This is a genomic window from Delftia sp. NA_296.1, from assembly GCF_052692095.1.
In genome coordinates this window covers 213,561-239,041 of record NZ_JBQZGF010000009.1, presented here as the reverse complement: position 1 = coordinate 239,041, position 25,481 = coordinate 213,561, and the positions used below count along the sequence as shown (strand labels likewise).

Genomic DNA, 25,481 nt, shown 5'->3' with positions numbered 1-25,481 from the left:
CGGCTGCCTAGAGTGGGGTCCAACCATGGAGCCCTGCAATGAGCGTGCTTGATTCCCTTGTCCTGACCCGCATCCCCGCCGAAGACGAAGCCCTGCGCGCCGAGGTGCGCGCCTTCCTCGCCCAGGCCATAAGCGGCCTGCCGCCCCATGTGCGTGCGCGCTCCTGGGGCGGCTACAGCGCCGAACTGAGCCGGCAACTGGGCGAAAAGGGCTGGATAGGCGTCACCCTGCCGCGCGAGTACGGCGGTGGCGGGCGCAGCGCCTTCACGCGCTATGTGCTGGTGGAGGAATACCTGGCCTGCGGCGCGCCTGTGGGATCGCACTGGATTGCCGACCGCCAGAGCGGCCCGCTGATCCTCAAGTACGGCACCGAGGCGCAAAAGCGGTTCTACCTGCCGCGCATCTGCCGGGGCGAGGCCTTCTTTTGCATCGGCATGAGCGAGCCCGGCGCGGGCTCGGACCTGGCCAGCGTGAAGACGCGCGCCGCGCCGAACGGCAAGGGTTTCGTGCTCAACGGCCAGAAGATCTGGACCACCAACGCCCACCACTGCCACTACATGATCGCCCTGGTGCGCACCTCGGGCGAGGCGGGTGACCGGCACAAGGGGCTGTCCCAGGTCATCGTGGACCTGTCGCTGCCGGGCGTGACCGTGCGGCCCATCACCGACCTCTCGGGCGACAGCCATTTCTGCGAAGTCTTCTTCGACAACGTGCAGCTGCCGCCCGACGCCCTGATCGGCCAGGAAGGCCAGGGCTGGGAGCAGGTCACGGCCGAGCTGGCCTTCGAGCGCAGCGGGCCCGAACGGCTGTTCTCCAGCATCGTGCTGTTCGACGAATGGCTGGCCTGGCTGCGTGCAACGGGCGAGCGCAGCGAAGGCGCGCTGCGCCTGGCCGGCCGCGTGTTCACCGAGCTGGCCCCGCTGCGCGCCATGTCGGTGGCCGTGCAGGACAAGCTGGTGCGCGGCGAAAGCCCCATCGTCGAGGCGGCCCTGGTCAAGGAGCTGGGCACGACGCTGGAGCAGTCCATTCCCGCCGCCATCGCCGACGACCTGTTCGCACGCGAGGCGTCCGAGGTTCCGCTGGAGCTGCTGCGCACCCTCAACTACGTGACGGAGGTTGCGCCTTCGTATTCGCTGCGCGGCGGCACGCGCGACATCCTGCGCGGAATGATCGCGCGAGGTTTGGGGCTTCGTTGAATAAGGCTCCCCCTGAGCGGCTGCGCCGCTTCCCCCAAAGGGGGACGACGCCCTCGGCTGGGCGCCCCCGCCGCGAGGCGGCTCTTGCTCGGCGTCCCTGAGTTGGGGCGCGCCAGTTTCAAACGGAACGCCCAAGGCCTGGCGTCATGTGTCATGAATGGAGAGAGACATGGAAGACGATTTGTTTGCCGACGCCGCACGCCAGTTGCTGCAGGGCGAGTGCACGCCCGCGCGGGTGCGCGCCATCGAGGCCGGGGGCTCGCCCCGGGCGCTGTGGCAATCGCTGGAGCAGGCCGGCTTTGCCGATGCCCTGGTGCCTGAGGATGCGGGCGGCGCGGGGTTGGCGCTGGCGCAGCTGTTCGATGTGTGGTCGCAGGCCGGCGCCCATGCGCTGCCCGTGCCGCTGGGCGAGACCATGCTGGCGCGCGCGCTGCTGGCGAGGGAGGGCGCCGAGCACCCTTCAGGCGCCATCGCGTTGGCACAAGGCCTGCTCCAGCCGGATGGCAGCCTGCACTGCGAGCCCGTGCGCCTGGGCGCGGTGGCGGACAGCGTGCTGGTGCAGCATGCGCAGGGCTGGAGCCTGCTGCCCGTGGCGCAGGCGCAGTCCGAGCCAGCGGCCTTCTGCCTGGACGTGAACCTGCGCTGGAGCGCCGATCAGGTCCGCGCAGCACCTGCTCCCGATATCGCCCTGCCGGATGGGCTGGACCTGCGCACGCTGCAGGCCGGCCTGGTGGCGGCGCAGCTCGCGGGCGCGCTCATGGAGGTGTTCCAGCGCACGCTGCAGTATGCGAATGACCGCCAGCAGTTCGGCCGCCCCATTGGCAAGTTCCAGGCCATACAGCACCAGCTGGCGGTGATGAGCGAGCATGTCTTCGCCGCGCGCATGGCGGCCCGGCTGGGCTGCGCGGGGCAGGGCATCTTCCCCGAGCGGCTGCGCGTGGCCGTGGCCAAGGCGCGCTGCAGCCAGGCTGCGCTGGCCGTGGCCGAGGCGGCCCACGCCATCCACGGCGCCATGGGCTTCACCGAGGAATACGACCTGCAACTGCTCACGCGCCGCCTGCATGCCTGGCGCCAGACGGCCGGCTCCGAGTCGTACTGGCATGGCGTGGCGGGTGCCGCGCTGGTCCATGGCCACGCGGGCAGCACGCTGGATCTGATCCGTTCCACCACCGATATCACCGCCTGACAGGCTCTCGAAGGAACCCCATCCATGCCCTTTCTGAACATCGCGCGCGACGGCGCCATCTGGACCCTCACCATGAACCAGCCCGAGACGCGCAACGCGCTCACGGGCAACACGGCCGCGGAGGAATTCGTGCAGGTCTGCGACGAGATCCGGCGCGATGCCTCGGTCAAGGCCGTCATCCTCACGGGCGCCGGCCCCATCTTCAGCTCGGGCGGCAACGTCAAGGACATGCAGCGCTTCTTCGACGACGCGCTCACGCCCGATGCCATCCGCGAGGAGTACCGCCAGGGCATACAGCGCATTCCGCGTGCCCTCAACCAGCTGGACGTGCCCGTGATCTGCGCCGTCAACGGCCCGGCCATCGGCGCGGGGCTGGACCTGACCTGCATGTGCGACATCCGCATCGCCAGCGAGACGGCCACCTTTGCCGAGAGCTTCGTGCGCGTGGGCATCGTCCCCGGGGACGGGGGCGCCTGGCTGCTGCCGCGCGCCGTGGGCCGCGCCAAGGCGGCCGAGATGGCGTTCACGGGCGAGGCTATCGACGCGCAGCAGGCCCTGGCCTGCGGCCTGGTCAGCCGCGTCGTGCCCGCCGACCAGTTGCTGCCCACGGCGCGCGCGCTGGCCGACAAGATCGCCGCCAACCCCGGCGCCGTGATGCGCATGACCAAGCGCCTGCTGCGCGAGGGCGAGCACAGCACGCTGGAGTCGCTGCTGGAGCTGTCCGCCGGCTACCAGGCCCTGGCCCACAAGACCGCCGACCACCGCGAGGCCGTGATGGCCTTCGTGGAGAAGCGTAAGCCCCGGTTTCAGTGACCGGGCCCGCTCGGCCCCCGCCACGGGGGCATGGGCCGTATGTGACACAACACAAATGGACACTCCCCGGTGCCGGCCTCCCGGCGGGAGTGGGCGCCCATGTACTGCGCACACAGTACACTTTGCGCGTCGAGAGGCAACTCTCCCATCCACCGCACTCCCAGTCCCATGGCCGTTGAAACGACGAGTACTGCCCGCCCCAGCTTCGACCTCAAGAGCGCGCAGCTGCCCGTGGTGGCCGTGACCCTGCGGGATACCGACGTACGTGCGCTTGTGGCCGACCTGGCCCAGCGCCTGGCCGACGACCCGGATTTCTTCGACAACGACCCCGTGCTGATCGACCTGGCCCATGTGCGCGAGGCCGAGGAGGCCATCGACTTCGCCGTGCTCGTAGAGGCGCTGCGCTTTCACCGCACCGTGCCCGTGGCCGTGCGCGGCGGCAGCCCGGCGCAGATGGAGGCGGCGCGTGCCGCAGGCCTGGCGCCCGCGCCCGAGGCCGCACCCGTGCGGCCCACGGTGCCCGAGATCGAGATCCAGGAAGTCGTGCGCGAGATCGAGGTGGTGCGCGAGGTGCCTGCTCCCCAGGCCGACGCCCTCATCGTGGACAAGCCGCTGCGCTCGGGCCAGCGCGTCTATGCGCGCGGCACCGACATCGTGGTGCTGGCCATGGTCAGCTATGGCGCCGAAGTCATCGCCGACGGCAACGTCCATGTCTACGCGCCGCTGCGCGGCAGGGCCATCGCCGGGGCACGCGGCAACACCGAGGCGCGCATCTTCAGCACCTGCATGGAAGCACAGCTGCTGTCGATTGCCGGCATCTATCGCACAATCGAGACCGATCTCCCGGCGGACGTGGCTGCCAGGCCCGCCAAGGTGCGTCTCGACGGCGAGAAAATCCTCATCGAGCCGGTATGACACCGGACCCCTCTTCTTTGCTCTCCAGTCTTTAAGGAACCGTGCAAACATGGCCAAAATAGTCGTCGTGACCTCCGGCAAGGGTGGCGTGGGCAAGACCACCACCAGTGCCAGCTTCGCATCGGGCCTCGCATTGCGCGGGCACAAGACCGCCGTCATCGATTTCGACGTGGGCCTGCGCAACCTGGACCTGATCATGGGCTGCGAGCGCCGCGTGGTCTACGACCTGATCAACGTCATCCAGGGAGAGGCCAACCTCAACCAGGCCCTGATCAAGGACAAGCAGTGCGACAACCTCTTCGTGCTGGCCGCCTCCCAGACGCGTGACAAGGATGCGCTGACGCAGGACGGCGTCAAGAAGATCCTGGACGACCTGGCGGGCATGGACTTCGAGTACATCATCTGCGACTCGCCGGCCGGCATCGAAAGCGGCGCCCTGATCGCCATGCACTTCGCCGACGAGGCCCTGGTCGTGACCAACCCGGAAGTCTCCTCGGTGCGCGACTCCGACCGCATCCTGGGCATGCTCAGCTCCAAGACCGCGCGCGCCATCGCGGGCGAGAGCGTCAAGGAACACCTGCTGATCACGCGCTACAACCCCAACCGCGTGCAGGACGGCCAGATGCTGTCGCTGGAGGACATCCAGGACATCCTGCGCATCGAGCTGATCGGTGTCGTGCCCGAATCCGAAACCGTGCTGCAGGCCTCCAACCAGGGCATTCCCGCCGTGCACATGCAGGGCTCGGACGTGGCCGAGGCCTACCAGGACGTGGTGGCACGCTTCCTGGGCGAGGAAAAGCCCATGCGCTTCACCGAAGCGCAAAAGCCCGGCTTCTTCAAACGCATGTTCGGGGGGAGGTAAGCGGCCATGTCCATGCTCTCTTTCCTGCTCGGAGAAAAGAAGAAGACGGCCTCGGTGGCCAAGGAGCGCCTGCAGATCATCCTCGCGCGCGAACGCGTGGGCGGCAATGGCGGCGGTCCCGACTACCTGCCTGCGCTGCAAAAGGAGCTGATGGCGGTGATCTCCAAGTACGTGGACATCGACGTCAACGACATCAAGGTGCACCTGGAGCGCCAGGAAAACCTCGAAGTGCTCGAAGTCAAGATCGAACTGCCCGACGCCTCGCGCTGAGCGCCGCCCGGCGCCGTGCTCAGCCCAGGCGCAGCGTGCAGCGCAACCCGCCCAGCGGGCTCGGCCCCATCTCCAGCGATCCACCATAGGTCTCGGCGATGTCGCGCACGATGGCCAGGCCCAGGCCGTGGCCCTGGGCCTGTTCGTCGAAGCGTACACCGCGCTCCATGGCCTGCGCGAGATGCTCCGGTGCCAGGCCTGGGCCGTCGTCATCGATCTGCAGCAGCGTCGTCGTGCCGTCCTGGCACACGGCCAGCGTGACGCGGCTGCGCGCCCACTTGCCGGCGTTGTCCAGCAGGTTTCCCGCCATCTCCTCCAGGTCCGAGGCCGCGCCGCGCCAGCGCAGCCCATGGCCGGGCAGCGGCGTGGAGGTCTGCATGGACCAGGACAGGCGCCGCTGGGCGTGGATCTGGCGCATGGCATCCAGCAGCCGGGCCAGCACCTCATCCAGCGCCACGCTGCCGGCGCTGCCGGCGCCGCTGGCGAAGCGCGCCAGATGGCGGTCGATGGTGTGGGACATGGCCTGTACCTGGTCACGCAGCCACGGGCCATCGACCTGATGGCCGCGTGCCTGGATGCCGAGCACGGCCAGCGGCTTCTTGAGCGCATGGCTCAGGTCGGCCGCCTGGTGGCGCGCGCGCTCCACGACCTGGGCATTGCGCTGCAGCACCTGGTCCACGGCCTCGGCAATCGGGTCCAGGTCGGGGCCGAAGTGCCGCCCCAGCTGCGTGCGTGTGCCGTCTTCCATGTCCTGCAGCGCCTGCTGCAGGCTGCGCAGCGGCTGCAATCCCAGGCGCACCAGCGCCACCGTGCACAGCAGCAGCGCGGCGACCAGGCCCAGCTCGGTGACCAGCAGGATGCGGTCGATGCGGCGCCATTCCTGGCGCGTACCGTCCAGCGGGCCGAAGACATGCAGCTGCACGCGCCGGCCCGCGACATCGAAGCTGCGGCGCACGCCCAGCAGTTCGCGCCCCTGCGGCCCGCGCAGCGACAGCAGCGTCTCGCTGCCCTTGTTCCGGGGCCAGGGACGGGCGTCGTCCAGCTCCAGGCTGTCGTCCCAGACCGAGCGCGACTGCTGCAGCCGCCCGTCCTGCTCCAGTGTCCAGTACCAGCCCGAGAAAATGCGGCCGAACTCGCCGCGATTGAGCCGCGTGCCCTGCCCGGTCAGGGGCCCCGGGGACTGCAACTCGGCCTGCAGCCGCTCGGCACGGTCCTGCAGGCCGGCCTTGAAGCTGCGCAGCACCGCGTCGTGCAACTGCTCGCGCAGCAGCCAGCTGGCGGCCGTGCCGCAGGCCAGCGTGGCCACCAGGCTCAGTGCCAGCAGGCGCTCCGACAGGCCCCAGTGCCTAGGACGCATGGTCGCCGCTGGCCTGCTGCAGGCGAAAGCCCCGTCCGCGCTCGGTATGGATCAGGCCATGCGGGGACAGTTTGCGGCGGATGCGGCCGACCAGCACGTCCACGGTGTTGGAGTCCGGGTCCAGGTCGCGTGCGTAGACATGCTCGCTGATGTCGGCGCGGCTGACGAGCTGTCCATGCCGGTTGGTCAGAAAGCTCAGGATGCGTTGCTCCTGCGCGGTCAGCGCAAGCGGCCGACCTTCGAGCGTGAAGCGGTCTGCCATGGTGTCGTAGGCCAGCGGGCCTATCTGCACCAGGGGCCGGCTGCCGCCTGCTGCGCGCCGGTGCAGCACGCGCAGCCGCGTGACGACCTCCTCGTGCAGAAAGGGCTTGGTCAGGTAGTCGTCCGCGCCGGCCTGGAAGGCCGTGAGCTTGTCGCTCCAGCGGTTGCGGGCCGTGAGCACCAGCACGGGAAAAGAGCGGCCCTGCTCGCGCCAATGGCGCAGCACCGAGACGCCGTCCTGTCCTGGCAGCCCCAGGTCCAGCAAGGCGGCGTCATAGTGTTCGACGCTGCCCAGTTCCTGGGCGAGGCGGCCGTCCGCGCAGCACTCGGCCAGCATGCCGGCCTCCTGCAGGATGGCCTGCAGGCCTGCAGCAAGATCGGCGTCGTCTTCGACGATGAGCACCCGCATCAGCGCAGTCCGTCCTCTTCGATGGGCTGGCCGCTGTACGCATCCACATGCACTTCGATGCTGCGGCCGGCGCTCAGCTGCAACTCGACCTCGTAGTAGGCGCGCTGCCGTACGTCGATCTTGAGCTCGGCCTCTGTGGCGCGGGCCTGGTACTTGCGCTCCAGTTCCTCAAGAATGCGCGGCAGCGGTTGCAGCGTGGCGGCCTGCTCCCGGCTCAGGACAGGCTCCACCAGGATGCGGCCCGTCTGGGCGTCGGCGCGCAGCAGCTGCTCACGGCCTTCGCGCGTGAGCAGCTGGATCTCGTAGTAGGGCCTGGGGCTGCGCGTTTCCTCCAGCTCGATCTGCAGCACGGTGCCGGGATGCAAGCGGGTGACGGCTGCCGCCACGGCGGACATGGGTATCAGCACGGCGGTGGTCGCGCCCGGCCGGGGGATGTCCTGTCCCGTGACTGCATCGATATAGATCTCCGTGCGCTGGCCATTGGCGAGCTTGATTTCGTACCAGCGCCGGCCGTCGGCGCCGCGCTCGAGTTCGATGTCGATGACGCGCCCTTTGTGGCGCTGCTGCACGTCCTGGAGGATTTCCGCCAAGGGCCGCAGGCGCTTCGACTGCACCTCGCGGCGCACGCTTTCATGCTCCGCTGGCGTGGTGGCAGAGGCGGGCGCCAGCGTCAGGGCCAGCAAGGCAGCAAGTGCGAGGCGGAGTTTCACGGCCACGCATCTTATGTGCACGTTCTTAAACAGTGCATGAACGCGCCATTCATGCGCGGTTTAGGCGCCTTTGCCGACACTGCAGGCGGTTGCACCGATGGCCCGCCGCGGTGCCTTTTCATCTGTTTCTTTCTGGCATCGAACACCATGCATTTTCTTCGCTTTTCCCGCTCCGCCCCGCCATTGCACCGGGCCCTGGGCGCTGGCGCGCTCTCGCTGTCCGTGCTGCTGGCCGCCTGCGGCGGTGGCGGCGGCGGGGCTGACAAGCCCGCCCCCACGCCGGTCACTCCCAGCGCCAGCTATGCGTCGGGCACCATTGACGGCTTCGGCTCCATCCTGGTCAATGGGGTGCGGTATGACGAGCGCCAGGCCCGGATCACCGATGGCGATGGCGTCCTGCTGGCCAGCGATGCGCTCAAGCTGGGCATGGCGGTCCATGTCACGGCCGACCCCGTGACCACCGGCAGCGACGGTGTGGCGCGCGCCATGGCCCGTCAGATTCTTGTGCGCAGCGATCTGGAAGGTCCGTTGAGCGCGGTCGTGGGCGACCGGCTGACCGTACTGGGCCAGACCGTGATCGTCGATGCGGCCACGGTGTTCGAGGACGGCCGCGCGGCGGCGCTGCAGGTCGGCCGTGTGCTGGAAGTCCACGGCCTGCGCGATGCGCAGGGCCGCATTCTTGCCAGCCGCATCGAGATCGAGGATGACGCCGACGAGCCCTGGCGCCTGCGCGCGCCTGTGGATGCCGTTGACATGTCGCGCCGCACCCTGCGCATCGGCGAGGCCGTCGTCAACTGGAGCGGCGTGCAGGTTGCCGCCGCGCTGGCTGCCGGCGACGTGGTCAGCCTGCGCCTGGCGCGCCAGCCCGATGCCGCCGGCCTGTGGGTGGCCACCGCACTGTCGGTGCAGCGTCTCACGCTGCCCGAACAGGCAGGCGTGGAGGCGGACGTCACCGGCCATATCACCCGCATGGACTCGCCGACCCGCTTCGTCGTGGACGGCCTGAGCGTGGACGCGGGCAGCGCCACACGCCTGCCCGCAGGCCTTGCCGTGGGCGACCTGGTCGAGGTCGAGGGTATGTTCCAGGACGGGGTGCTTCGCGCCTCCGAGGTCGAGCGCAAGCTGCGGCTGGACAGTGACGATGGCTTCGAGATCGAGGGCCGCATCACCGCTGTCGACAGCCTGGCCGGCATCTTCGAGCTGCGCGGCGTGCGCGTGGACTATCGCAATGCGCGCTTCGAGGATGGCAGCGCTGCCCAAATTGCCGTGGGGCGCGTGGTCGAGGTCAAGGGCCGGCTCTCGGTCGATGGCGCGATGGTGGTGGCCACCGAGGTCGAGTTCGACTAAGGGTTCGCGTTCGCCGCAGGCCGCATCGCCTCGCTCTGCGCACGCGCGGCGGCGGGGCGCACCCACAGCAGGTAGGCGGCGCCCAGCAGCACGATCCACAGGCCGCCCACGACCAGGGCTGTCCGGGTGTGGGGGAAGTAGCCGAGCACGCCCAGCACCAGCAGCATGAAGGCGATGGCGGCCAGCGGCGCGGCGGGCCACAGCGGGACCGGGAACTTCAGCGCGGCCACCTGCTGCGGGCTCATGCGGCGGCGCGCCGCGAACTGCGACAGCAGGATCATCAGCCAGACCCAGACCGTGGCGAAGGTGGCGATGGAGGCGATCAGCAGGAACACGTCCTCGGGGATCAGGTAGTTCAGCACCACGCCGGCCAGCAGCGCCACGGCCATCACCACCACCGTCATCCAGGGCACGCCATGGCGCGAGACACGGCCGAAGCCGGCGGGGGCCTGGCCCTGGTGCGCCATGCCGTAGAGCATGCGGCCGGCGCCGAAGATGTCGCTGTTGATGGCCGACACGGCCGCCGAGATCACCACGATGTTGAGAATGGTGGCGGCCGAGGAAATGCCCAGGCCGCTGAAGATCTGCACGAAGGGGCTGCCCTGGCTGCCGATCTGCGGCCAGGGGAAGATGCTCATCAGCACGAACAGCGTGAGCACGTAAAACAGCAGGATGCGCAGCGGCACGGCGTTGATGGCGCGCGGGATCACGCGCGCCGGGTCCTTGGCCTCGCCGGCCGAGATGCCGATGATCTCGATGCCTCCGAAGGCGAACACCACCACCGCCAGCGAGGCAATCAGGCCCGAGACGCCATTGGGCATGAAGCCGCCGTGCACCCACAGGTTCTGCACGCCGGTCGGCGCCTGATCGGCCGCCATGCCGAAGCCGAACACCATGATGCCCAGGCCGCCGCCGATCATGGCGATGATGGCCGCCACCTTGAGCAGGGACAGCCAGAACTCCATCTCGCCGAACACCTTGACCGAGCACAGGTTGAGCGCGCCGATGAAGCAGACGATGGACAGCACCCAGATCCAGCGCGGCACCTCGGGAAACCAGAACCCCATGTAGATGCCGAAGGCCGTCACGTCGGCCAGGCAGACGATGACCATCTCGAAGGTATAGGTCCAGCCCGTGACGAAGCCGGCGAACGGCCCCAGGTAGTCGCTGGCGTACTGGCCGAAGGAGCCGGGCACGGGGTTGTGCACGGCCATCTCGCCCAGCGCGCGCATCACCATGTAGACCGCCGCGCCCGCCAGCAGGTAGGCGATCAGCACCGAGGGGCCCGCCTGCTGTATGGCCTTGGCCGAGCCGTAGAACAGCCCCGTGCCTATGGCCGAGCCCAGTGCCATGAAGCGGATATGGCGGGCCGACAGCCCTCGGTGCAGGCTGCCTGCAGATGGTGAACTCATGTGCTGTCTCCCCCCGTCATTGGTGAAATGGCTGCCGCATCCACAGGCTTCATCAGCCTGCGGATGGGTCTGCGATCAGATGTATAAGCCTGTATATACAATATGCGCAGACAGCAATTTCCCGGACCGGGGATTACCCGGAGGCGGGAAGGCACGGGAATGGGGGAGTCGCCGAAAGAGGCGACGCGAGTGCTGCCGCAGGCCCCGGTATCAGCCCAGGCCGCCCGTGTGCATGCGGCCTGCGTGGTACAGCAGCGGCGTGTGGCCGGCCTGATGGCTGCACTGCTCGACCTCGCCGATGAAGATCACATGGTCGCCTTCTTCATGGCGATGGCGGTTGCGGCATTCGAAGACGGTGGTGGCTTCGGACAGCAGCGGCACGCCCTGGGCCGAGCTGCGCCAGGCGGTGTTGGCGAAGCGGTCTACGCCCTTGCGCGCGAACAGCTCGGCCAGGGGCTTTTGCGAGGCCGACAGCACGTGGATGGCGTAGTGCGAGCAATGCTGGAACACGGGCAGCGAGGCCGCCGACAGCGCCATGCTCCACAGCACCAGCGGCGGCGTGAGCGAGACGGAGTTGAACGAGCTCACGGTGACGCCCACCGGATGGCCCTGCGGGCTGCGTGCGGTGACGATGGTCACGCCCGTGGCGAACTGGCCCAGCGCGTCGCGGAACTCGCGCGACGAGAACGGGGACTGTGGAGGCAGGGCGGCCATGGCGGCGGGAGGCAGTGCGGAATTCACGGGTGCAAGAACCAGGCGGCAGCAAGGCCGCAGCAGGGCTGCAGCGTTTGGGACGGGCGCCCGGAGCCGGGCAGCAACCTTGCATTATGGGTGCGGATGCCGGCAGAAGCGGCCGATGGGGCCTCTGCCAGGGAGGTCTTTGCCCTGTGTGCGCGGCGCCGGCTCACAGCGCCATGCTCATCTGGGCGGGCGCGGCGTTCTCGTTCAGCCAGGCCTTCATGCGGGCCCGCGTGCAGCGCTGCAGCTGCATCAGCAGAGCATGCTCGGGCCAGGCCAGCGCGTGGCGCAGGCACAGGTCCTGCTGCATGCGCGCCAGCAGGGCGGCGGCCATCTCGGCATCGGCCAGCGCCCGGTGGGCACGCTCGGCCACGGGCAGGCCCAGGTGGGCGGTGAGCCGGCTCAGGCTGTGGCTGGGCGCCTCCGGGTAGATGCGGCGCGACAGCAGCACGGTGCAGGCAAAGGGCTGGGGCGCGGCCTCGCCGGCCAGGGCCAGCTCGGACTGCCAGAACTTGCTGTCGAAGGCCGCGTTGTGCGCCACCATGGGGGCGCTGCCCACGAAGCGGGCGGCATCGCGCATCACGTCCTCGGCGGGCGGCGCGGCTGCGACCATGGCATTGGTGATGCCGGTCAGCCGCGTGATGAAGGGCGGTATCCAGGCGCCGGTGCGCATCAGGCTCTGGAAGCGGTCCACGACCTGGCCGCCCTCGATCAGCACGATGGCGACCTCGGTGGCACGCGCGCCCTGGGCGGGCGCCATGCCCGTGGTTTCAAAGTCGATGACGGCAATCGGCTGCGGCATGGGGCGATTGTGCCCGGCAGTGCCCGACCGGCGTGCCGGGGCGGCTATTCCTCGGCCTGGCTGCCGTCGGCCGCGCCCAGGCGCTGCACGACCTGGTCGAGCAGGGCGTAGAGCTGCTCGATCTCTTCATGGCCCACCAGGCGCTCGATCTCGGCATAGGTCTCGGAGGAATGCGGCGCGATCTCGGCCACGATGGCGTGGCCGGCCGCCGTGAGCTCGAACTCGGCGCCGCGCATGTCGCTGGCGTGGCGCGAGCGCTCCACCAGCTGCCGGCCTTCCAGCGTCTTGAGCAGGCGCGAGAGGCTGGGCATGCTGATGTAGGTGGCTTGCGACAGCTCCATGGGCCGCAGCCTGTGCGTGACCGCCGCCATGGCGCGCAGCACGCGCCACTGCTGTTCGGTCAGGCCATGGGCGCGCAGCATGGGCCGAAAGCGCACCATGACCGATTCGCGGGCGCGCAGCAGCGCCATGGGCAGGGAGCGCGAGAAGGCGCGCAGCGGCTCGGGGGCAAAAGAGGTCGTGGTCTGGGGCATGTTCGGCAGCATCTGTCGGCTGGATTCTATGCAGCCGCCGCTCCCTCCCCGGAGCGGCGTTGCGGGCGCCTTGTCAGGCCGGGGCCTCAATAGGTCTGGCTTTTCGGCGCGGGGGCCGCTGCCTGCTTGAAGCGCGCAGCCAGGGCGCTGGTGGCCTGCACCAGCACGCTGGTGTCCAGGCCCACGGCCGTGAAGGTGCAGCCCAGCTCCAGGTACTTGCGCGCCAGGGCCTCGTTGGGCGTGAGGATGCCGGGCGCCTTGCCGGCGCGGCGTATGCGCGCGATGGCGTCGGCAATCGCCTCCTGCACCTCGGGATGGCCGGGGTTGCCGATGTGGCCCATGGAGGCCGACAGGTCGGCCGGGCCGATGAAGACGCCGTCCACGCCCTCGGTGGCGGCAATGGCGTCCAGATGGGCCAGCGCCTGGCGTGTCTCCACCTGCACCAGCACGCAGACCTGGGCGTTGGCTTCATGGGCGTAGTTGGCGCGCCGGCCCCAGGCCGAGGCGCGTGCGCCGCCCATGCCGCGGATGCCGCCCTGGCCGTCGGCCTGCGGATAGCGCGCGGCGCGCACGATGCGTGCGGCCTGCTCGGCCGTGTCCACCATGGGCACGAGCAGGGTCTGCACGCCGATGTCCAGGTACTGCTTGATCAGCATCTCGCCGACCTCGCCGTGTCCCATGGGCACGCGGGCAATGGCATGGCTGTCGGGATAGGCCGCGATGGCCTGCAGCTGCGCCAGCAGGGTGCGCGTGTCGTTGGGCGAATGCTCGCCGTCGATCAGGAGCCAGTCGAAGCCGGCGCCCGCGCAGATTTCCGCCGAATAGGCGTCGGCCAGGCCCAGCCACAGGCCGATCTGGGGTTGGTCGGCCGCAATGGCGGCCTTGAAGCGGTTCACAGGTGTCTGCATGGTGTGATTGTCCGGGCCTCAGTGGCCCATGCACAGGTACTTGGTGCTCAGGTATTCCTCTATGCCGGCGGCGCCGCCCTCGCGGCCCATGCCCGACTGCTTGACGCCGCCAAACGGCGCCACGGCCGTGCTGATGATGCCGCTGTTGATGCCCACCATGCCGTACTCCAGCGCCTCGCCCACGCGCCACACGCGGCCCACGTCGCGGGCGTAGAAGTAGGCGGCCAGGCCGTACTCGGTGTCGTTGGCCATGCGGATGGCCTCTTCCTCGGTCTTGAAGCGGAACACGGGCGCCACGGGGCCGAAGACCTCTTCCCTGGCGATGCGCATGCGGTCCGTGGCGTTGGCCAGGATGGTGGGCTCGTAGAAGGTGCCGCCCAGCGCGTGGCGCTTGCCGCCCAGCACGACCTCGGCGCCGTTCTTCACGGCGTCGGCCACCAGTTCCTCGACCTTGTCCACGGCGGCCTGGTCGATCAGCGGGCCCTGGCCCACGCCGGCCTCCAGGCCGTTGCCCACCTTGAGGGCCTGCACGGCGACCTTGAGCCTGGCCATGAAGGCGTCGTACACGCCGTCCTGCACCAGCAGGCGGTTGGCGCACACGCAGGTCTGGCCGGTGTTGCGGTACTTGGAGGCCATGGCACCTTCGACGGCGGCATCCAGGTCCGCGTCATCGAAGACGATGAAGGGCGCGTTGCCGCCCAGCTCCAGCGACATCTTCTTGAGCGTGGGCGCGCATTGCTCGGCCAGCACGCGGCCCACTTCGGTGGAGCCCGTGAAGGTCAGCTTGCGCACGGCCATGCTGGCCGTGAGCACGCCGCCGATGGCGCGCGAGGAGCCCGTGATCACGCTGAACACGCCTTCGGGAATGCCGGCGCGCTGGGCCAGCTCGGCCATGGCCAGGGCCGACAGCGGTGTCTGCTGCGCGGGCTTGACGATGATGGTGCAGCCCGCGGCCAGGGCCGGCGCGACCTTGCGCGTGATCATGGCGGCCGGGAAGTTCCAGGGCGTGATCGCGGCGCAGACCCCCACGGGCTCCTTGGTCACGATGATGCGCTTGTCGGCCCAGGGCGCGGGCACGGTGGAGCCGTAGATGCGGCGCGCTTCCTCGGCAAACCACTGCACGTAGGAGGCCGCATAGGCGATCTCGCCGCGCGACTCGGCCAGGGGCTTGCCCTGCTCGCTGGTCATGATCAGGGCCAGGTCTTCCTGGTTCTCCATCATCAGCTCGAACCAGCGATGCAGCAGGCGCGCGCGGGCCTCGGCGGTCTGCTGCTTCCAGAGGGTGAAGGCGCGCTCGGCGGCGGCGATGGCGCGCTGCGTCTCGGCCTCGCCCATGCGGGGCACATGGCCCACGGACTCGCCCGTGGCGGGGTTGTGGACGTCGATGCGGCTGCCATCGTCGGCGGCCAGCCATTGGCCGTCGATCAGGCAGAGGTTCTTGAGCAGGCTGGGGTCGCGCAGTGCAAGCGGCATGGGAAATCTCCAATAAGGGCGGGGCAGGCGTCGGGACGACGGCGCCTAGACAAAACGGAATTGCAGGCGGCCCAGCGGGCCGTAGTCGGCATCGAAGAGGTCGCCGGCCCTGGCCGCCACGGGGCGCGTGAACGAGCCGGCCAGCACGGTCTGGCCGGCCTCCAGGGCCTCGCCCCAGGGCGAGAGCTTGTTGGCCAGCCAGGCTACGCCGATGGCGGGATGGCCCTGCACGCCGGCAGCCAGGCCGGTCTCCTCGACCACCCCGTTCTGGCGCAGTATGGCGCCGCACCAGGGCAGGTCAAGCACCCCGGGAACAGCCTGCCCGGCGCCGACCACGATGCCCGCATTGGCCGCGTTGTCGCTGATGGTGTCGTAGACCTTGCGCATGGCCTTGGTGTGGCGGTCGAACTGCTCGATGCGCGCGTCGATGATCTCGATGGCGGGCGTCACATGGTCGGTGGCGTCCAGCACGTCCTGCAGCGTGATCTCCTTGCCGCCGGGCAGGCCCGGGCCGCGCAGCGGCGCCTTGAGCACGAAGGCCAGCTCCACCTCCACGCGCGGCGCGATGAAGTGGGCGGCCGGGATGTCCAGCACCTGGCCCGGCGTGCAGCGGTAGAGCATGCTGTCGAGCAGGGTGCCGTAGTCGGGCTCGTCGATCTGGCTCGATATCTGCATGGCGCGCGAGGTCAGGCCGATCTTGTGGCCGATCACCTTGCGCCCCGCCGCGATCTGCAGGCGCACCCATTCACGCGAGACGCGGTAGCCATCCTCCACGGTCATGCCGGGAAAGCGCTTGGAGAAATGCTCGACCTGCACGCGCGTCTTCTCGCTGCGGTCCAGCTCCTGGGCCAGTTGGGTCAACAGTTCTTGGGAAAACATTTCAAGGCCTGGAAAAGAGAGGGTGGAGGGTGCTGTGCTTGCCGTCGTAGACCTGGCCCGGGCTTTCATCGACCTGCACGGTCAGGCCCAGGTGGCGCTGCGCGAACAGCGGCTGCAGATGGCGGCGCGCGCAGGCCAGCAGGGCGTCGCCGGCCTGCTGCTGCACGGCGGCCGAGCGGCCCCGGCCCATGCGCAGGTTGATGTAGATGAAGCCGTAGTCGCCATCGCCGCCGGCCGCACGGCCCGCGGCCCCGCCATCGGCCACGGCGCTGTGCGGCGCGGGGTAGGCCAGCACGCGCGTGCCGCCCGTGGGAAAGACCTGGGCGCCGTCTTCGGCACGCACGGTGAGCATGGTGTCGGCCAGGGCGCGGCACAGCTGCGTCATGTCGGTGTACGCGTCCAGGCTGGCCGTGTAGAGGATGACCACGTGCGGCATTCAGGCCACCTCCATGGTGGCGGCCGTGCAGCTCACGGCGAAGATGGGAATGGGCTGGCAGTACAGCACCTGGCCCGCGCCGCGCGCGGCAGCGGCCACGGCGATGAAGCTGCGGATCTCGAAGCCGCCCTGGCCGCCGTCGCGGTAGGTCTCGGCGTCGGTGTACGACAGCAGCGCGTCCCGGTCGTTGCGGCACCAGCGGTCCATGAACTGCTGGTCCCATTCCCAGTTGACCTTGCCCGAGTCGGGCGTGGCCGGCCAGTGCGAGATGCCGCCCGTGCCCACGATGGCGATGCGCTCGGGCGCCTTGTCGCAGGCGCGGCGCAGGGCCTCGCCAAAGGCCCAGGCGCGGTGCAGCGGCGTCAGCGGCGGGCCCTGGCAGTTGATGTTGACGGGGATGATGTCCTTGTCATAGGCCGGCGTCAGAAAGTGCAGCGGGACCATGATGCCGTGGTCGAACTTCCACTCCTCGGCAAAGGCCACATCCACGGTCTGCATGACCTCGGTGATCAGGCGCCGCGACAGCTCGGCATTGCCGGGGATGCGGTGGCGCTCTATGCCCAGCCAGGACGGGTCCTCGATGGGCCCTTCGTAGTGGTCGGCCATGCCGATGGCATAGGCCGGCATGTTGTTCATGAAGAAGTTGGCGAAGTGCTCGGCCGCGATGACGATCACGGCATCGGGCCGCGCCGCCTCCAGCCGTGCGCCCATGTCGCGGAAGGCCGCATGGAAGGCATCCTTGGTGGCCGGATCGGCCAGGTGTGCGCGGCCCGTGATGCCGGGCGCGTGGCTGCAAACGCCTGCAAATACCAGACTCATCTCAAACTCCTGCGATCTTTTCGTTGGTGGCTGTCGTCATCGCGTAGACGCCCGCGCGCACCGGTCCGTGCTTTTGCACGCCATCGCGCATGGCTTGCAGGTAGTCGGCCCAGGGCATGCCCAGCAGCGGCGCGAAGTGCATCAGCAGCTGGCCGTTGCAGCCCAGCACGTAGAGCTTGCCGATGTCGCCGTGGAACATGGCTTCGTACTCCTCGGGCTCCAGCGCGTACTCGGCCAGCAGCGCGGCGCGGTCCTCGGCAAAGCGCCGCTGCACCTCGGGCTCGCGGTTGAGCTGGAACAGGAATTTCTGCATGGTGTACAGGCTCATGGCGGCTCCCGGTGTCGGCCTCAGCCCAGCGTGATGTTGGCGCGGCGGATGATGGCTTCGTACTTGGCGATTTCGCTGGTGACGAAGGCCGCGAACTGCTGCGCCGTGCCGGCCTGCGAGACGATGCCGCCGCGCGCGAAGGCGTCCACCACGGCGGGCTCGGCCAGGGCCTTGACCACGGCGGCGTTGATGCGCTGCACCAGCGCATCGGGCGTGGCGCCGGGTGCCAGCAGACCCTGCCAGGAGTTGGATTCCAGCGCCACGCCCTGCTCGGCCAGCGTGGGCACCTGGGGAGCGAACTGCGAGCGCTGGCGCGTGGCCATGCCCAGTGCCACCAGCTTGCCGCTTTGCACATGGCCACGGAACTCGGGCCAGTTGCCGAACATCACGTCCACCTGGCCGCCCAGCAGGTCGGCCAGCGCCGGGCCCTGGCCCTTGTAGGGGATGTGGACCATGTCGATGCCCATCTCCTGGCACAGCAGCGCGCCCGACAGATGGGCCGAGGTGCCGTTGCCGAACGAGGCATAGCTGAGCTCGCCGGGCCTGGCCTTGGCGCGGCTGCGCAGGTCGGCCAGCGTCTTCAGGCCGCTGCCCGGGTGGGTGGCCAGCACATGCTCGGACAGGCCCATCAGCGCCACGGGCTTGAGGTCGCGCGTGGTGTCGTAGGGCAGGTTCTTCACCAGCGTCTTGTTGGCCGTGAAGCTGTTGGCCACGCACACCAGGGTGTAGCCGTCGGCCGGCTGCTTGGACACATAGTCCACGCCGATCACCGTGCCCGCGCCGGGCTTGTTCTCCACGATCACAGGCTGGCCCAGGGACTTGCCCAGCTCGGTGCCCACCAGGCGCGCCACCAGGTCGGTGGTGCCGCCCGGCGTGAAGGGCACGATGATGCGCAGCGGCCTGGCGGGCCAGGTGCCGGCAGGGCTACCGGGCTGGGCCTGGGAAAGGCCCGGGAGCATCAGCGCTGCGGCCGTGGTGGCTGCGGTGGATTGCAGGAAATGGCGGCGTTGCATGTCTTGTCTCCTCGGTTCTCTTTGTCGTTGTCGTTGGTCGCCCGTTCAGACGCCCCAGTGCGGAATATGGTGCGAGCCCAGCGAGACGGCCACGTTCTTGGGCTCGCAGAAGACCTCGTAGCTCCAGCTGCCGCCCTCGCGGCCCGTGCCCGAGGCCTTGGTGCCGCCGAAGGGCTGGCGCAGGTCGCGCACGTTCTGGCTGTTGACGAAGCACATGCCGGCCTCGATGGCGGCGGCCACGCGGTGGGCGCGGCCCACGCTCTCGGTCCAGACGTAGCTGGACAGGCCGTACTGGATGTCGTTGGCCAGGCGCACGGCCTCAGCCTCGTCGCTGAACGGAATGATGCAGGCTACGGGGCCGAAGATCTCGTCCTGGGCGATCTGCATGCGGTTGTCCACGTCGGCAAACACCGTGGGCAGCACGTAGTTGCCCTTGCGCACGCGCTCGGGCAGCACGGGCGCGTCCAGGCCGCCGCACAGCATGCTGGCGCCTTCCTTCTGGCCCAGTTCGATGTAGTGGCGCACCTTGGCCAGGTGGCTGGCGCTGATCATGGGGCCGACGATGGTGGACTCGTCCAGCGGATCGCCCACGGTGATCTTCCTGGCGCGCTCCACGAAGCGGTCCACGAACTTCGCGTAGATGCCCTTTTGCACCAGGATGCGGCTGCCGGCCGTGCAGCGCTCGCCGTTGTTGGAGAAGATCATGAACACGGCCGCGTCCAGCGCGCGCTCGAAGTCGGCATCGTCAAAGATCACGAAGGGGCTCTTGCCGCCCAGCTCCATGCTGAATTTCTTGAGGCCGGCGGCCTGCACGATGCGGTTGCCGGTCTGGGTCGAGCCCGTGAACGAGACGGCGCGCACATCGCGGTGGCGCACCAGGGGCTCGCCCGCGTCCTTGCCGTAGCCGTGCACCAGGTTGAGCACGCCGGGCGGAATGCCGGCCTCCAGCGCCAGCTCGCCCAGGCGCGCGGCCGTCATGGGCGACAGCTCGCTCATCTTGAGCACGGCCGTGTTGCCGAAGGCCAGGCAGGGCGCCACCTTCCAGGTGGCCGTCATGAAGGGCACGTTCCAGGGCGAGATCAGCGCGCACACGCCCACGGGGTGGAACAGGGTGTAGTTCAGGTGCGTGGGCGTGGGATAGGTATGGCCGTCCACGCGCGTGCACATCTCGGCAAAGTAGTAGAAGTTGTCGGCCGCGCGCGGCACCAGCTGCTTGCCCGTCTGGGCGATGACCTGGCCGCAGTCGTTGGTCTCGGTCTGCGCGATCTCGGGCACATGGCGGGCGATCAGGTCGCCCAGCTTGCGCACGAGCTTGGCGCGTTCGGTGGCGGGCGTGTTGGCCCATTTCGGGAAGGCGTTCTTCGCGGCGGCGACGGCGGCCTGCACCTCGGCCTCGCCGCCAGCGGCGACCTCGGCCAGCACCTCCTGGGTGGCGGGGTTGACGGTCTCGAAATAGTCCTTGCCGGCGACGGCCTTGCCGTCGATCAGGTGGTCAATGCGCATGGGGATTCCTTGGCGTGTGCGGTGGGTTCAGGAGGCGGCCGGCGCGTCGCCGACGATGGTGTTGACCAGGCGGCCGAGGCCTTCGATCTCGGTGACGATCTCGTCGCCCACGCGGGAGTCGGCCACGCCGTCGGGCGTGCCGGTGAGGATGAGGTCGCCGGGGTTCAGCGTCATGAAGCCCGACAGGTGGGCGATCAGCGAGGGGATGTCATGCACCATGTCGCGCGTGCTGCCGTCCTGCTTGAGCTCGCCGTTGACCCAGCTGCGCAGGCGCAGGTTCATGGGGTCGGGCACATCGGCCGCATCGACGAACCACGGGCCTACGGGCGTGGCGCCGTCGCGGTTCTTCACGCGCAGGTTGGGCCGGTAGAAGTTCTCCAGGTAGTCGCGTATGGCGTAGTCGTTGGCCGTGCAGTAGCCGGCGACCACGCTGTAGGCGTCTTCGCGGCGCACGTTGCGGCAGGTCTTGCCGATGACCACGCCCAGCTCGCACTCGAAGTGCATGTAGGCCACGTCGGCTGGGCGGTACGTGCGGCCGTGGTGGCCGTTCAGTGTGTTCGGTCCCTTGAGGAAGACCAGCGGCTCCTCGGGCGCCTTGTTGAAGGCGATTTCCTTGGCATGGTCCGCATAGTTCAGGCCCAGCGCGAAGACCGTGCCGAACTGCAGCGGCGGCAGCCACTGCACGGCGGTCTCCGCCACCAGGCGGCCATCGGGCAACTGCACCTGTCCGTGCGGGCCTTCGGTGACCTGCAGGGTCTGTCCATCGAAGATGACGCGTCCGTGCTTCATGCTGCTGCTCCCTGTTCTGCCACCACCGAATGCGTGAGCCGGCCCAGGCCGGGCACCTCGATGACCACGCGGTCCCCGGGCCGCGCCAGCGGCGCGCCTTCGCCCGGGCCCAGCAGCAGCACGTCGCCGGGCGACAGCGTCATGAATTCGGTCACGTCGGCCAGCAGCCTTGCGGGCGAGCGCACCAGGTCGGCAAAGCCGCGCTGCCAGACCTGTTCACCATTGATGGACACCGTGAGCGTGGCCGCCTGTGCGTCAAAGCCTGCGCCGCGAACGAGGGCGCCCAGCGGACAGAAACCGTCGCGGCAGCGCTGGCGGATGGCGGGGCGGTAGTAGTTCTCGTGCGGCAGCGTGAGGTCGCTGGCGATCAGCCAGTCGGCCACATGGTCCATGGCCGTTGCTTCGCTGACGCGCGTGGCGCTGCGGCCGATCACCAGGCCGATGCTGGCATCGACGCGGACCTCGCCGGGATCGGCCGGCAGGGCCACCGCAGCGCCATCGCGTGCCCAGGTGTTGCGGGGCTTGAGATAGAGCACGGGGGCGCGCGGAGCGGCCTTGTAGGGCGCGCTGTCGAACTGCGGCGACAGGCGCTGCACGGTGGCGCGCTCGTTGAGCAGCGTGCCGTAGACCGTGCCCAGCGCAAGGCCGTCATCCAGGAGAAAGGGCTGAATCTGCATGGTGTGAATTTAGTTAACGTGGTAATTATTGTTTTTGCAACAAGCCCCGTCAACACGGTGGATTCAGGGTTTTCCCAGGCCGCAGCAAAAAGCCCCTGCGCGGCGAACCGTGCAGGGGCTTGGTGGGGGTACCGGGTGCGGCCAGGTGCGGCCGGTGCAGAACGCGCGCGGGCGTCAGCCGCGGCGGCGGCGCAGTGTGGCGATGCCTCCCAGGGCCAGCGCCAGCAGCGCCTGAGCCAGTGTGGACAGGCCGGGCACGGGGGTGGCCGTGGCGCCGGGCGGCAGGGCCGCAGGCGCGGCCACCGCCACGGGGTCCACGATGACGCCGTTGACGGTCAGGTCGCTGTCGCCCGTCTGCCCGTCGGTGATGTCAAAGCTCACCGAGCGGCGGTCGGGTGCGAAGCGATAGGCCGACGCGGCCAGCTCATACCAGTGCGCCGTGGGCGTGGCGGCCGTGGGGCCGTACTTCCAGAGCGTGGCCTGGGCGGGCGCGGCTTCGGGCAGGTCCATGCGGATGGTGGCCATGGAGCCTGGCGTGCCGCCCATGAGCACGAAGCTCAGGCTGCCGTAGGGCATGCGCAGGTTGCCCGGCAGCGGGCTTTGCGAGGGCGCAGGCTGAAAGCCTGCCGAGTTCGAGGCGAACTGCCATTGGTCTGCACCCACATTGCCCGTGCCGTTGCTGACACCTGCGGTGTTGCTGCCCGTGCCGATCTGCGTGCCGATGGGCGTGGGCTTGCTCAGGGCCAGCATAGCCGGCGCGCTGGCCGTGCCCGATGCCGGCAGGTTGACCGCATGCACGCGGTAGCTCACGGCAGGGTCCAGGCCGGTGAAGGACAGCGTGGCGGCCGTGTTGGCCACGGTGCTGACCGTGTTGCTGGCAGGGGCCAGTAGGCCGGCGGCATCCAGGCCGGCCATGACCTGTTCCCAACTGGGGACGGGCGCATTGGCGGGCAGGGCCACGGCGCGCAGGCTGCCGCCCATGCTGGGCGTGGCCTGGACCACGGCCGATGTCTGGTCCACGGCCTGGGCGGACAGGGCCACGGTGGACAGCGCCGGCACCGCCAGGCTGTCCAGGCGCGCCTTTTTCCAGGCGGCATAGGGCAGGTCCTTGGCCACGGTGCCATCGCCGTAGAAATCGGCATCGCCGCAGTCGCTGATGATGTCCACGCTGCCGCCTGCGTCCAAGCTGGCCGGCATGGCGCCTATGCCTTCGGCCGAGCAGGCGGTATTGGGCACGGTGATGGCGGCCAGGTCGGCAGCGCGCGGGCGCAGGTTCAGTGCCAGGCCAGCGCTGTTCACGCGGCCATCCCAGGAATAGAGCTGGAAGTTGCGCGGCGCGGTACCCGTGGCGCTGGCCGAGGGACCGGCAATGATCAAGTACTCGCCGGCCGCGTTCTTGCGGATTTCGCGGATGCCGCGGCCGCCCAGGTCCAGGCGAATCGGCTGGCCCATGGACGCGCTGCCCTTGCTGCCGCCATCGGCCGCAGGCAGGGCCGCGAAGTTGGTCACGGGCACGATCAGCGCATGCGTGCGGCCCGTGGCGTCGTCGGCCGTGACGGCTGGCGCGCCCGGTGCCGGCACCAGCGGCGCGCGAAAGCCCAGCCAGGCGGCGCCGTTGTCGGGGCTGGTGGACATGCCTTCGATGGAAAAGCCGCTCATCGTCTCGGCCTCGGGCGCCTTGGTGGCGCCGCCGTCCGAGCTGGCCACCAGGCCCAGGTAGTTGGCGGCAAGGCCGTCATGCGCGGCCGCGTCCCAACTGCGCAGGTCCTCGCGCAGCCAGCGGTAGTAGCCACTGGCGGTCAGCGCCGTGGAGGCGCCGGAGCCGGTCACATCCATCGCCGCCAGGCGCCAGCGGTCGGTGCGCGACTTGCCGCTCTTGTTGTTGGAGTGCGAGCCCGCCACGTACACGCGGCTGCCCAGGGCAAAGCTGGCCTCGATGTCCATTTCCTCGTCGCTCTTGCAGCTGTCCAGGCCCGTGAGGCCGGCGCCGGTGCAGGCGGCGGCATCGGCCAGGCCCAGGGCGGTCCTGTCCAGCATCAGCGGCTTGATGGGCAGCCCGCCGGCCGGGCCATAGGCCGAGAAGGAGTTGCCGGCCGGCAGTGCATTGCCCGAGGCATCCTGGGCGGGCGCCTCGTCGTCGCCCACCAGCATGGTGGCGGCATCGATGACGATGGCCGTCGATGCGTCCGAGCGCCCGGCCAGCCAGCGCGGGCTGGTGTTGGCTGCGGTGTTGGCCGAGGCCGCGTACTTGATGGTGCGGCTGACGGAGGCGCCGCCCGCGTTGGTCAGCGTGACGGTGATGTCGGCATAGCCCACGCCGGTGGGCGTGATCTTGAGCACGGCGTTGCCACCGCTTTGCGTCGCCACCAGGCCGTTGGCGGCGACCACGGCGAGATTGCTGGACGTGGCGCTGACCGTGGCGGCCGGATCGCTGACGGTGAAGGATAGGCCCGTGCCCGCGAGGACATCGCTGGCATCGCCGACCACGCCCGAATAGGCGGTCAGCGCGGGCAGGGAAGTCGTCGGGGGCGGGCTGGTGGTGACGGGCGCCGAAATGCCGGCCGCCCCGCCGCCCAGGCTGTTCACCGCGCGCACGCGCACCTGGTGGCTGCCGGCCGCCAGTCCGTTCACGGTCTGGCTGGTGCCGAATACCGCCAGGCTGTGCGACACGGTGGCGAAGCCGTCGCTGGACAGTTCGACCAGGTAGTAGGACGCGCCGCTCACGCTGGCCCACTGCGCCTGCACGCTGTTGCCCGAGGCGCTGGCATTGACGCTGGCAGGGGCTGCGGGCACGGCAGCCGGCGGGGACACTTCGGGTGCCCAGGCCAGGCCGTACAGCACGCCGTCGATGCCCGACGCCAGCGGCTGCGGCGTGCCAGCCAGCGTGCCGGTGCGGCCCGAGGCATCGAACAGGCGATACAACTGCCCGTCGGAGCCGGTGGCCAGCAGCATGACCGCGCCCTGGCCCAGATGCACGGCTGCCAGGCCATGGGCGCCTGCCAGCGGCGCCGAGCCCCGGGCCACCCAGGTGCCCGCTTCCAGCGTGTACTTGCGTACCGTGCCGGTGCCATCGTTGTTGGCGGCCACGTAGAGCGTGTCTGCGCCCGGCGTGCCATCGAGATCGAGGAAGGCCAGTCCGCGCAGGTTGTTGCCCGCCAGGCCCGGCAGCGCGCTGACTGCGGGCGTGCCTGTCGTGGGCAGCCCGGTTCCGATCCTGTTGAGCGTGTCGCCGCTGGCAAAGGCCGCGTAGAGCTGGCCATCGGCCATGGTGATGCCCTGGGTGTTCTTGTTGCTCAGCTGGCTGGCGCTGGTGGCATCTTTCTGGACGAACCAGATGCCGCGGTTGGCGTTGGGGCTGCCGCTGCCGCTGGCCCAGGCGCGGCTGCAGTCGTCGCTGACCACGCTGCGAAAGGCATCGCCGACCAGGGCCGTACCGCCCAGCCGCGTGCCATTGCCCACCACACCGTCGGCATCGACAAAGGCCACGCCGCGTGCCGCCGCCGTCTTGGGATCGGCGCCGCCCGGTGCCACCGCATAGCCGGGGACCGTCAGGCACAGGCCGTTGGCCGAGCGGTTGAGCAGGCCTTCCGAGCCCGTGCTGCTGGCCGTCAGCGGCGTTGCACCGCCTGACAGCGGCAGCGATTGCACCAGGGTGCCGTCCACGCGGTACTCGTCCAGATACACAGGCAGGGCGCCCGTGCCGGTGCCCACGCGGTAGGCCACCAGGTTGCCCGGGGTGAACGGCGCGGACCATGCAGCGCCACACAGGGCCAGGCAGGCCGTTGCAATTGCCTTGTGCCGCCAATCCAAAGTATCCATGCGCATGCTCACCATCCCCTGTGTGA

24 protein-coding genes and 1 pseudogene are annotated in these 25,481 nt (G+C 69.5%); 7 read left to right on the top strand and 18 right to left on the bottom strand.

The genetic code is table 11. From position 1 onward, the window contains the following. Positions 1–38: 38 nt before the first annotated feature. The 6 genes from ACUTR7_RS22175 to minE all read left to right on the top strand — a co-directional run bounded on the left by ACUTR7_RS22175 (position 39) and on the right by minE (position 5,242). The gene (locus tag ACUTR7_RS22175; RefSeq protein WP_445609843.1) at positions 39–1,196 is read left to right on the top strand and encodes an acyl-CoA dehydrogenase family protein; all 1,158 of its coding nucleotides are present in this window, start codon (positions 39–41) and stop codon (positions 1,194–1,196) included. 169 nt (positions 1,197–1,365) lie between these two features. Continuing rightward, positions 1,366–2,382: an acyl-CoA dehydrogenase family protein gene (locus ACUTR7_RS22170; protein WP_445609842.1), complete on the top strand. Its 1,017-nt coding sequence runs from the start codon at positions 1,366–1,368 to the stop codon at positions 2,380–2,382. 24 nt (positions 2,383–2,406) lie between these two features. Beyond that, a complete protein-coding gene (locus ACUTR7_RS22165; protein ID WP_445609841.1) occupies positions 2,407–3,195 on the top strand; it encodes a crotonase/enoyl-CoA hydratase family protein in 789 nt (262 codons plus the stop codon). Positions 3,196–3,363: 168 nt separating this feature from the next. Further along, a complete protein-coding gene (gene minC, locus ACUTR7_RS22160; RefSeq protein WP_034348623.1) occupies positions 3,364–4,110 on the top strand; it encodes a septum site-determining protein MinC in 747 nt (248 codons plus the stop codon). Positions 4,111–4,159: 49 nt separating this feature from the next. Next, positions 4,160–4,972 (top strand): septum site-determining protein MinD, encoded by an 813-nt coding sequence (minD, locus tag ACUTR7_RS22155; RefSeq protein WP_012202032.1) that lies wholly within the window; start codon positions 4,160–4,162, stop codon positions 4,970–4,972. Between the two features lie 6 nt (positions 4,973–4,978). Continuing rightward, complete coding sequence (gene minE, locus ACUTR7_RS22150; RefSeq protein ID WP_012202033.1) at positions 4,979–5,242, top strand: cell division topological specificity factor MinE; 264 nt, start codon at positions 4,979–4,981, stop codon at positions 5,240–5,242. Between the two features lie 19 nt (positions 5,243–5,261). On the opposite strand, the gene ACUTR7_RS22145 is transcribed toward minE, so the two are convergent. Genes ACUTR7_RS22145 through ACUTR7_RS22135 form a run of 3 tightly spaced genes read right to left on the bottom strand, consistent with a single transcriptional unit; the run spans position 5,262 to position 7,979 of the window. After that, positions 5,262–6,599: a sensor histidine kinase gene (locus ACUTR7_RS22145; protein WP_445609840.1), complete on the bottom strand. Its 1,338-nt coding sequence runs from the start codon at positions 6,597–6,599 to the stop codon at positions 5,262–5,264. Next, positions 6,589–7,269 carry a response regulator transcription factor gene (locus ACUTR7_RS22140; protein WP_013800000.1) on the bottom strand — a complete coding sequence of 227 codons (681 nt, stop codon included), beginning with the start codon at positions 7,267–7,269 and terminating at the stop codon, positions 6,589–6,591. Before ACUTR7_RS22140 ends, ACUTR7_RS22145 begins: the two co-directional genes overlap by 11 nt. Then, a complete protein-coding gene (locus tag ACUTR7_RS22135) occupies positions 7,269–7,979 on the bottom strand; it encodes a PepSY domain-containing protein (protein ID WP_325100485.1) in 711 nt (236 codons plus the stop codon). Before ACUTR7_RS22135 ends, ACUTR7_RS22140 begins: the two co-directional genes overlap by 1 nt. 147 nt (positions 7,980–8,126) lie before the next feature. Between ACUTR7_RS22135 and ACUTR7_RS22130 the strand changes: the two genes are divergently transcribed. Next, positions 8,127–9,326, top strand: coding sequence for a DUF5666 domain-containing protein (locus ACUTR7_RS22130; RefSeq protein WP_445609839.1), 1,200 nt, complete (start codon positions 8,127–8,129; stop codon positions 9,324–9,326). Here the strand turns inward: ACUTR7_RS22130 and ACUTR7_RS22125 are convergent. The 15 genes and pseudogenes from ACUTR7_RS22125 to ACUTR7_RS22055 all read right to left on the bottom strand — a co-directional run bounded on the left by ACUTR7_RS22125 (position 9,323) and on the right by ACUTR7_RS22055 (position 25,455). After that, on the bottom strand, positions 9,323–10,738 hold the full coding sequence (locus ACUTR7_RS22125) for an amino acid permease (protein WP_445609838.1): 1,416 nt from the start codon (positions 10,736–10,738) through the stop codon (positions 9,323–9,325). The genes ACUTR7_RS22130 and ACUTR7_RS22125 overlap by 4 nt on opposite strands. A 210-nt stretch (positions 10,739–10,948) precedes the next feature. After that, positions 10,949–11,452: a flavin reductase family protein gene (locus ACUTR7_RS22120; RefSeq protein WP_012202035.1), complete on the bottom strand. Its 504-nt coding sequence runs from the start codon at positions 11,450–11,452 to the stop codon at positions 10,949–10,951. 190 nt (positions 11,453–11,642) lie between these two features. Then, positions 11,643–12,278: a 3'-5' exonuclease gene (locus tag ACUTR7_RS22115; protein ID WP_013800004.1), complete on the bottom strand. Its 636-nt coding sequence runs from the start codon at positions 12,276–12,278 to the stop codon at positions 11,643–11,645. Between the two features lie 44 nt (positions 12,279–12,322). Then, positions 12,323–12,811 carry a homoprotocatechuate degradation operon regulator HpaR gene (hpaR, locus tag ACUTR7_RS22110; protein ID WP_016447335.1) on the bottom strand — a complete coding sequence of 163 codons (489 nt, stop codon included), beginning with the start codon at positions 12,809–12,811 and terminating at the stop codon, positions 12,323–12,325. A gap of 86 nt (positions 12,812–12,897) precedes the next feature. Continuing rightward, positions 12,898–13,719: an aldolase/citrate lyase family protein gene (locus ACUTR7_RS22105; RefSeq protein WP_012202038.1), complete on the bottom strand. Its 822-nt coding sequence runs from the start codon at positions 13,717–13,719 to the stop codon at positions 12,898–12,900. Positions 13,720–13,737: 18 nt separating this feature from the next. Then, positions 13,738–15,192, bottom strand: coding sequence for an NAD-dependent succinate-semialdehyde dehydrogenase (locus tag ACUTR7_RS22100; protein WP_013800006.1), 1,455 nt, complete (start codon positions 15,190–15,192; stop codon positions 13,738–13,740). 45 nt (positions 15,193–15,237) lie between these two features. Next, the gene (hpaH, locus tag ACUTR7_RS22095) at positions 15,238–16,071 is read right to left on the bottom strand and encodes a 2-oxo-hept-4-ene-1,7-dioate hydratase (RefSeq protein WP_043823361.1); all 834 of its coding nucleotides are present in this window, start codon (positions 16,069–16,071) and stop codon (positions 15,238–15,240) included. Position 16,072: 1 nt separating this feature from the next. Then, positions 16,073–16,507, bottom strand: coding sequence for a 5-carboxymethyl-2-hydroxymuconate isomerase (locus tag ACUTR7_RS22090; RefSeq protein WP_445609837.1), 435 nt, complete (start codon positions 16,505–16,507; stop codon positions 16,073–16,075). Further along, positions 16,508–17,326, bottom strand: coding sequence for a DODA-type extradiol aromatic ring-opening family dioxygenase (locus ACUTR7_RS22085; RefSeq protein WP_445609836.1), 819 nt, complete (start codon positions 17,324–17,326; stop codon positions 16,508–16,510). 1 nt (position 17,327) lies between these two features. After that, positions 17,328–17,654: an aromatic ring-opening dioxygenase subunit LigA gene (locus tag ACUTR7_RS22080; RefSeq protein WP_012202043.1), complete on the bottom strand. Its 327-nt coding sequence runs from the start codon at positions 17,652–17,654 to the stop codon at positions 17,328–17,330. A 20-nt stretch (positions 17,655–17,674) separates the two neighbouring features. Next, positions 17,675–18,670: pseudogene (locus ACUTR7_RS22075) on the bottom strand (tripartite tricarboxylate transporter substrate binding protein); the annotation flags it as partial. A gap of 42 nt (positions 18,671–18,712) precedes the next feature. After that, complete coding sequence (gene hpaE, locus ACUTR7_RS22070; protein WP_017405675.1) at positions 18,713–20,170, bottom strand: 5-carboxymethyl-2-hydroxymuconate semialdehyde dehydrogenase; 1,458 nt, start codon at positions 20,168–20,170, stop codon at positions 18,713–18,715. A 27-nt stretch (positions 20,171–20,197) separates the two neighbouring features. Next, entirely contained in the window at positions 20,198–20,959 is a 762-nt protein-coding gene (locus ACUTR7_RS22065; protein ID WP_445609835.1) for a fumarylacetoacetate hydrolase family protein, read from the bottom strand. Further along, positions 20,956–21,636: a fumarylacetoacetate hydrolase family protein gene (locus tag ACUTR7_RS22060; protein WP_445609834.1), complete on the bottom strand. Its 681-nt coding sequence runs from the start codon at positions 21,634–21,636 to the stop codon at positions 20,956–20,958. The genes ACUTR7_RS22065 and ACUTR7_RS22060 overlap by 4 nt, the downstream gene beginning before the upstream one ends. A 174-nt stretch (positions 21,637–21,810) precedes the next feature. Continuing rightward, on the bottom strand, positions 21,811–25,455 hold the full coding sequence (locus tag ACUTR7_RS22055; RefSeq protein ID WP_445609833.1) for a DUF3616 domain-containing protein: 3,645 nt from the start codon (positions 25,453–25,455) through the stop codon (positions 21,811–21,813). Positions 25,456–25,481: the final 26 nt, after the last annotated feature.

Coding starts and splice junctions, on each gene's coding strand:
- ACUTR7_RS22175 (WP_445609843.1), top strand. CDS start 39: ATGAGCGTGCTTGATTCCCTTGTCCTGACCCGCATCCCCGCCGAAGAC.
- ACUTR7_RS22170 (WP_445609842.1), top strand. CDS start 1,366: ATGGAAGACGATTTGTTTGCCGACGCCGCACGCCAGTTGCTGCAGGGC.
- ACUTR7_RS22165 (WP_445609841.1), top strand. CDS start 2,407: ATGCCCTTTCTGAACATCGCGCGCGACGGCGCCATCTGGACCCTCACC.
- minC (WP_034348623.1), top strand. CDS start 3,364: ATGGCCGTTGAAACGACGAGTACTGCCCGCCCCAGCTTCGACCTCAAG.
- minD (WP_012202032.1), top strand. CDS start 4,160: ATGGCCAAAATAGTCGTCGTGACCTCCGGCAAGGGTGGCGTGGGCAAG.
- minE (WP_012202033.1), top strand. CDS start 4,979: ATGTCCATGCTCTCTTTCCTGCTCGGAGAAAAGAAGAAGACGGCCTCG.
- ACUTR7_RS22145 (WP_445609840.1), bottom strand. CDS start 6,599: ATGCGTCCTAGGCACTGGGGCCTGTCGGAGCGCCTGCTGGCACTGAGC.
- ACUTR7_RS22140 (WP_013800000.1), bottom strand. CDS start 7,269: ATGCGGGTGCTCATCGTCGAAGACGACGCCGATCTTGCTGCAGGCCTG.
- ACUTR7_RS22130 (WP_445609839.1), top strand. CDS start 8,127: ATGCATTTTCTTCGCTTTTCCCGCTCCGCCCCGCCATTGCACCGGGCC.
- ACUTR7_RS22125 (WP_445609838.1), bottom strand. CDS start 10,738: ATGAGTTCACCATCTGCAGGCAGCCTGCACCGAGGGCTGTCGGCCCGC.
- ACUTR7_RS22120 (WP_012202035.1), bottom strand. CDS start 11,452: ATGGCCGCCCTGCCTCCACAGTCCCCGTTCTCGTCGCGCGAGTTCCGC.
- ACUTR7_RS22115 (WP_013800004.1), bottom strand. CDS start 12,278: ATGCCGCAGCCGATTGCCGTCATCGACTTTGAAACCACGGGCATGGCG.
- hpaR (WP_016447335.1), bottom strand. CDS start 12,811: ATGCCCCAGACCACGACCTCTTTTGCCCCCGAGCCGCTGCGCGCCTTC.
- ACUTR7_RS22105 (WP_012202038.1), bottom strand. CDS start 13,719: ATGCAGACACCTGTGAACCGCTTCAAGGCCGCCATTGCGGCCGACCAA.
- ACUTR7_RS22100 (WP_013800006.1), bottom strand. CDS start 15,192: ATGCCGCTTGCACTGCGCGACCCCAGCCTGCTCAAGAACCTCTGCCTG.
- hpaH (WP_043823361.1), bottom strand. CDS start 16,071: ATGTTTTCCCAAGAACTGTTGACCCAACTGGCCCAGGAGCTGGACCGC.
- ACUTR7_RS22090 (WP_445609837.1), bottom strand. CDS start 16,507: ATGCCGCACGTGGTCATCCTCTACACGGCCAGCCTGGACGCGTACACC.
- ACUTR7_RS22085 (WP_445609836.1), bottom strand. CDS start 17,326: ATGAGTCTGGTATTTGCAGGCGTTTGCAGCCACGCGCCCGGCATCACG.
- ACUTR7_RS22080 (WP_012202043.1), bottom strand. CDS start 17,654: ATGAGCCTGTACACCATGCAGAAATTCCTGTTCCAGCTCAACCGCGAG.
- hpaE (WP_017405675.1), bottom strand. CDS start 20,170: ATGCGCATTGACCACCTGATCGACGGCAAGGCCGTCGCCGGCAAGGAC.
- ACUTR7_RS22065 (WP_445609835.1), bottom strand. CDS start 20,959: ATGAAGCACGGACGCGTCATCTTCGATGGACAGACCCTGCAGGTCACC.
- ACUTR7_RS22060 (WP_445609834.1), bottom strand. CDS start 21,636: ATGCAGATTCAGCCCTTTCTCCTGGATGACGGCCTTGCGCTGGGCACG.
- ACUTR7_RS22055 (WP_445609833.1), bottom strand. CDS start 25,455: ATGGATACTTTGGATTGGCGGCACAAGGCAATTGCAACGGCCTGCCTG.